The 6256-nt window shown below is 64.3% G+C and carries 6 protein-coding genes; all 6 read right to left on the bottom strand.

All coding sequences use genetic code 11. From position 1 onward, the window contains the following. Positions 1 to 149: 149 nt before the first annotated feature. Positions 150 to 368: a cbb3-type cytochrome oxidase assembly protein CcoS gene (gene ccoS / locus ACIPO9_RS00770; RefSeq protein ID WP_400778231.1), complete on the bottom strand. Its 219-nt coding sequence runs from the start codon at positions 366 to 368 to the stop codon at positions 150 to 152. 16 nt (positions 369 to 384) lie between these two features. Beyond that, positions 385 to 2838, bottom strand: a complete 2454-nt coding sequence (locus tag ACIPO9_RS00765; RefSeq protein ID WP_400778228.1) for a heavy metal translocating P-type ATPase — start codon at positions 2836 to 2838, stop codon at positions 385 to 387. A gap of 4 nt (positions 2839 to 2842) precedes the next feature. Further along, positions 2843 to 3376, bottom strand: coding sequence for a FixH family protein (locus tag ACIPO9_RS00760; protein ID WP_400603611.1), 534 nt, complete (start codon positions 3374 to 3376; stop codon positions 2843 to 2845). 12 nt (positions 3377 to 3388) lie between these two features. Continuing rightward, complete coding sequence (gene ccoG / locus ACIPO9_RS00755; RefSeq protein ID WP_400778225.1) at positions 3389 to 4804, bottom strand: cytochrome c oxidase accessory protein CcoG; 1416 nt, start codon at positions 4802 to 4804, stop codon at positions 3389 to 3391. 280 nt (positions 4805 to 5084) lie between these two features. Continuing rightward, entirely contained in the window at positions 5085 to 6065 is a 981-nt protein-coding gene (gene ccoP, locus ACIPO9_RS00750; protein WP_400778222.1) for a cytochrome-c oxidase, cbb3-type subunit III, read from the bottom strand. Next, positions 6062 to 6253, bottom strand: coding sequence for a cbb3-type cytochrome c oxidase subunit 3 (locus ACIPO9_RS00745; protein WP_081569091.1), 192 nt, complete (start codon positions 6251 to 6253; stop codon positions 6062 to 6064). The genes ccoP and ACIPO9_RS00745 overlap by 4 nt, the downstream gene beginning before the upstream one ends. Positions 6254 to 6256: the final 3 nt, after the last annotated feature.

Raw genomic sequence — 6256 nt, 5'->3', positions numbered from 1 at the left:
TTCTGCGTGGGTTTTGTGGTGTGGGCGGGCGGGGGGGGGGGGGGGGGGGCGGGCGGCGGGGGGGGGCCCCCCCCCCCCCCCCCCCCCCCCCGGGGGGGGGGCCCCCCCCCCCCCGCCCCGAGGCCGGAGGAGGCATCGCAAACCATGAGTCAATCATCCTGCTTTGCCTCGACGACTCTGCGTGCATCTTTCCCCGACGCCTCATCCACCCCCGCCTTGTGCCCGGGGTCCTGGTCATCGAAAAGAATGCTATGGGCCGGGCTGTCCATGTCTTCGTACTGGCCGCTGTCCACGGCCCAGAAGAACACATAGATCGCCACTGCGACGATCAGCAGGGCCACCGGAATCATGATGTAGAGCGCGGGCATCGAACCTCCGGAGCTTTCAGGCGGGCAGCGGGCGCGGGTGGGCGACCGGGGTGGGGGTGGCTTCTGTCTGCCCGACGCGGGTCAGGCGCAGCGCATTGAGCACCACGATCAGCGAGCTTGCCGACATGCCCGCTGCCGCCCACAGCGGCGTGACCCAGCCAAGCGCGGCGAACGGCAACATGAGGCCATTGTACAGCCCTGCCCACATCAGATTCTCGATGATGATGCGCCGCGTCCGCCGGGCCAGGGTGAAGGCCTGCACCAGGGTCGGCAGGCGGTTGGACAGCAGCACCGCGTCGGCGCTGGTTTTTGCAAGGTCGGTAGCCGAGCCCATGGCCACGCTGATGTCCGCCGCAGCCAGCACCGGCACGTCGTTGACGCCATCACCGAGCATCAACACCTTGTGGCCCTGGGCCCGGAGCTGCTTGAGCCTCTGCAGTTTGTCATCGGGACGCAGGCTGCCTTGTGCGTCGTCGATCCCAAGCTGGGCCGCGACACTGGCGACCATGGGCGAGCTGTCACCCGACAGCAGCACAGTCCTCCAGCCTCGCTGTTTGCAGGCGTCGATCAGGGCGGCTGCGTCGTCGCGCAGGCGATCGTCCAGCACCAGCCACGCCAGTACCTGCTGATCGTCACCCAACAGCAGCCATTGGCCGGCTTGCTCAGGGGTTGGCGGAACCGCACTGCCGCTCAGGGCACAGACAAAAGCCGGCTGGCCGATGCGCAGCAGGCGCCCGTTGACACGGCCTTCGAGCCCCAGCCCCGGGGTATTGCTCACTGCATCGGCTGTCAATGGCGTATGGCCGAAAGCGCGGGCGATGGGGTGTTCGGACCGGCTTTCCAGCGCGGCCGCCAGCGACAGGCACTGGTCGTTGTTCAGCGGCCCCAGACTGCGAATGGCCCGCAGAGTCAGGCGGCCCTCGGTCAGGGTGCCGGTCTTGTCGAAGATCACCGTGTCGATCTGGCTCAGCCCTTCGAGCACATGCCCGCGGGTCAGCAGCAAACCCTGGCCGTGCAGGGTGCCGGTGGCGGTGGTCAGCGCCACCGGCGTGGCCAGCGACAGCGCGCAGGGGCAGGTGGCGACCAGCATCGCCAGCACGATCCAGAACGCGCGGGCCGGGTCGATCTGCCACCAGATCAGCCCCACCACCACCGCAGCCAGCAGCGATATCAACAGAAACCACTGCGCGGCCCGGTCGGCGATTTGCGCCAGCCGGGGTTTCTCCGACTGCGCCCGTTCCAGCAAGCGCACGATGGCCGAGAGCCGGGTGCTTTCACCCAGGGCCAGGACTTCAACGGTCAGCACGCTGTCCACGTTCGAGGTGCCAGCCGTGACAACATCGCCCACGACGCGAGGCTGGGGCAGGTACTCGCCTGTCAGCACCGATTCGTCGATGCTCGACTGGCCGCTGATGATCCTGCCATCGGCGGGCAAGATCGCGCCCGGATGCACCAGCACCCGATCATTGAGGCGCAGTTCGCTGAGCAGGATGCGCTCGCTCTGTCCGACTTCATTCAGGCGCAGGCAGGAGGCGGGCAGCAGGTTGACCAATTGCCCGGTGGCCGCAGCAGTTCGCTCACGGGCGCGACGCTCCAGATAGCGCCCGGTCAGCAGGAACAGTGCAAACATCCCCACGGCATCGAAATACAACTCGCCGGTGCCGGTGATCGCGGTCCAGATGCCTGCGCCGTAGGCCAGGCCAATGGCCAGCGACACCGAGACGTCCATGGTCAACTGGCGGGTGCGCAAGTCACGCAGGGCGCCCTTGAAGAACGGCGCGCAGCTGTAAAGCACGATGGGGGTCGTCAGAAACATTGCGACCCAGCGCAGGATGGTGTGCATCTCGGGGCTGAGGTCGATATTGAATTCCGGCCAGGTGGCCATGGTCGCCATCATCGCCTGGAACCACAGCAGCCCGGCGACGCCCAACTGGCGCAGGCTGCGGCGGTTTTCCCGGGCCAGTTGTTCGGTGGCCTGGTCGGCCTGCCAGGGATGGGCGGCATAGCCGATGCTGCGCAGCTCAAAAAGCACCTGACTCAGCGGTAGCTCGGCGTCGTTCCAGCGCAGGTAAAGCCGATGGTTGGACAGGTTCAGCCGCGCTTCGACCACCGCCGGCAACGTGCGCAGGTGTCGTTCGATCAGCCAGCCGCAGGCCGCGCAACTGATGCCTTCGATCAGCAGCGTGGTGTCGGCCAGGTCCTCGGCATGGCGAACGAAAGGCGCCTGCACATCGGGGCGGTCATAGAGCGCCTGTTCTTCGAGCAGTTGCGCGGGCAGGGCCTGAGGATTGACCGAGGCTTCGCTACGATGGCTGTAGTAGCTTTCCAGGCCGCCCGCGACGATGGCCTCGGCCACCGCCTGGCAGCCCGGACAGCAGAACGGGCGGGACTCACCGAGTACGACGGCACTGAAACGATCATCGGGCGGAACGGGCAGGGCGCAATGAAAGCAAGGGGTTGGGGCGTTCACGTCATCACTTCTTTTCGGCACCCTGCAGCGGCTCGTCACCCAGAATCAGGTCCTTGTCACGGGTCACCGACTCTTCCTCGAACAGGCGCCATGTCTGGCTGTTCTCCACGCCCAGCAACTCGACGAAGCGACGGCCCTCGACCCGGTCACTCATCTGCCCGACGTAGCGCCCCGGTTGTGCGGGGTTGCGGGCCAGGATGATCTTGCGATCCTTTTCCGGCTGGGTGGGGGAGATCAGGTTCAGCACCAGGGTTTCCGGCTGGCTGTTGCCGGTCAGGCGCAGGTCGGCCTCGCCGGTGAGGTCATCCAGGGTCACGGTGGCGCGCAGTTTCAGGGTTTGCGCCAGCAGTTCGCGGTCCAGGGACCGGTTGATGCCTTTGCCTGCTTCGTAATAGTTGTCGTTGACCAGGTTATCCGGGTTGTCCACAGCGATGGTCACCATGGCCACGGTCAGGCCTACCGAACAGGTCAGCATGCCGATGATGATCCAGGGCCAACGATGTCGGTACCAGGGGTTTGCAGCAGTCGCTACGCTCATGTGTGACGTCTCTCAACGAACTTGTGGGCCGATGAATCGGCTCTTGGCTTGTACTTCGGTGCCGCTGTTTTCGATGTCCTTGAGGATGAAGTGGATCTCGTTGGTGCTGGACGGCAGTCGCTCAGGCGACACCGACAGCTCCACCGGCATGGTGAATATCTCGCCGGCGGCCACCTTGATTTCACGCCGGCCCTGCAGCTTGAGGTCGGAAAGCCCGGTAGCGTCGAGTACGTAGGTGTGGTCGATCTGATCCTTGTTCATGATCTTCAGGCTGTAGACGTTCTCGATTCGCCCTTCGGCGTTCTCACGGTACAGCACGCGGTCCTTGCTGACGTCGAAACCCACCAGCGAGCGCATGAAGAACGCCACCGTCAGCACGCCGATCATCACCAGCAGCACCGCCGCATAGCCGATCAGGCGCGGGCGCAGCTTGTTGGTTTTCTGTCCGGACAGGTTGTGTTCGGTGGTGTAGCTGATCAGGCCGCGAGGGTAGTTCATCTTGTCCATGATGGTGTCGCAGGCATCGATGCACGCGGCGCAGCCAATGCACTCGATCTGCAGGCCGTCGCGGATGTCGATGCCGGTGGGGCAGACCTGGACGCACATGGTGCAGTCGATGCAGTCACCCAGGCCCTGAGCCTTGTAGTCCTGGTCTTTCTTGCGCGGGCCACGTTGCTCGCCGCGGCGTGGGTCGTAGGACACGATCATGGTGTCCTTGTCGAACATCACGCTCTGGAACCGCGCGTACGGGCACATGTAGATGCACACCTGCTCGCGCAGCCAGCCGGCGTTGCCATAGGTGGCGAGGGTGAAGAAGCCGACCCAGAAATACGACCAGCCATCGGCCTGGCCGGTGAAGAAATCAACGGTGAGTTCGCGGATCGGCGAGAAGTAGCCGACGAAGGTAAGCCCCGTGACCAGCCCGATCAGCAGCCACAGGCCATGCTTGGCGGACTTGCGCACGAACTTGTTGGCGCTCATGGGCGCCTTGTCCAGTTTCATGCGCTGGTTGCGGTCGCCCTCGGTGACCTTCTCGCACCACATGAACACCCAGGTCCACACGCTTTGCGGGCAGGTGTACCCGCACCACACGCGCCCGGCGTACACCGTGATGAAAAACAGCCCGAAAGCGCTGACGATCAGGATGCCCGACAGCAGGATGAAGTCCTGCGGCCAGAAGGTGGCGCCGAAAATGTAGAACTTGCGCTCCGGCAGGTTCCACCAGACCGCCTGATGACCGCCCCAGTCGAGCCAGACCGTGCCGAAATACAGCAGGAACAGCACGATCCCGCCGCCAATTCGCAGGTTGCGGAAGATCCCGGTGAACGCCCGGGTGTAGATCTTCTCCCGGGAGGCATAGAGATCGACGGTGTCACTCTCTTTGTGGGGCGGCGGAGTGACGTTGTGAACCGGTATTTGCTCGCTCATTGCGGCGTGCTCATCGAACCATCACGTGGCTGTGGAAAATGCCTTGGCCAGTACGTGCCGGCCAGGGTCATTCAATGCTTAAGCGCTACCCATGATACGCCTGTCGGCCAATGACAGCTTCGGACGCTGTCAGTGTAGGAGCGCGCTTGCCCGCGACCGGCTGCGCAGCAGTCGTGAGTCCGGATACTGCGGTATGTCTGGCAAACCGCGTTCCGCGGATTTACGACGGGTTCCCCGCCGGTCGCGGGCAAGCGCGCTCCTACAGTGATCGTGTCAACGCTTATTGCCCATCCGTTTGGCTCTTCTCTCCATGAGACAGGCTATACACATACGCCGCCAGCAAATGCACCTTGTCATTGCCCTGCAGCAATTCCTGGGCAGGCATCTGGCCCTGGCGGCCGTAGCGGATGGTCTGCTGCAACTGCGCGAAGCTTGAACCGTAGATGAACGCGCCCGGGTGGGTCAGGTCAGGTGCGCCCATGGCGGGAGTGCCCTTGCCTTCGGGGCCGTGGCAGGCGACGCAGTTGCCGGCGAAGATTTTCTGCCCGTTGACCGGGTCCGCCTTGGCGTCGTCTGGCAGTTTGCGTCCATCCAGCTTGGTCAGCACAAAGGCCGCGACGTCCCGCACACCCTGATCGCCGACCACTTCACCCCATGCCGGCATGACCGCATGACGGCCACCCATGATGGTGGTCTTGATGGTCTGCGGATCACCGCCCCAGCGCCAGTCGGCGTCGGTCAGGTTGGGGAAGCCGTAGGCGCCCTTGGCGTCCGAGCCGTGGCACACCGAACAGTTGGAGGCGAACAGCCGGCCACCCATTTTCAGGGCTTGTGGGTCCTTGGCCACATCTTCGATGGGCATGGCCGCGAATTTGGCGAAGATCGGACCAAAACGCGCATCCGACCGGGCCATTTCCTTTTCCCATTCATGCACGCCGGTCCAGCCCGGCTGGCCGTTGGAGAAGGCGATCTTCTTGTCGTTGTCGACGTAGTCGTAGCCCGGCAACAGGCCCTTCCAGTTGCCCAGGCCGGGGTACAGCGCCAGGTAACCGAGGGCGAAGATGATGGTGCCGATGAACAGCATGAACCACCACTTGGGCAGCGGGTTGTCGTACTCCTCGATGCCGTCGAAGGAGTGGCCGACGGTCTCGTCGGTGGTGTCGGCGCGCTGGCCCTTGCGGGTCGCCAGCAGCAGCCAGGTCAGGCAGAAGATCGTGCCCAACGACAGTACGGTGACGTACAGGCTCCAAAACGTAGTCATTCTTTGTTGCTCCTGGAAGCTTGCGCTTGCTCGAGGTGCTTGATGGCCTCGGGGTCGTCGGCAAAGGGCAGCAGGGTCGCGTCGTCGAATTCAGCCTTGCGCCGGGGGCTGAACACCCACAGCGCCAGGCCGATGAAGGCCACCATCACCACGACGGTGCCCAGGCCTCGAATCATTCCGATATCCATGGC

This window comes from Pseudomonas sp. NPDC090203, assembly GCF_044746765.1.
Taxonomy (GTDB): domain Bacteria; phylum Pseudomonadota; class Gammaproteobacteria; order Pseudomonadales; family Pseudomonadaceae; genus Aquipseudomonas; species Aquipseudomonas putida_AD.
Note: the sequence above shows the minus strand (reverse complement) of the source record. Positions and strands in the feature narration are given on the sequence as shown.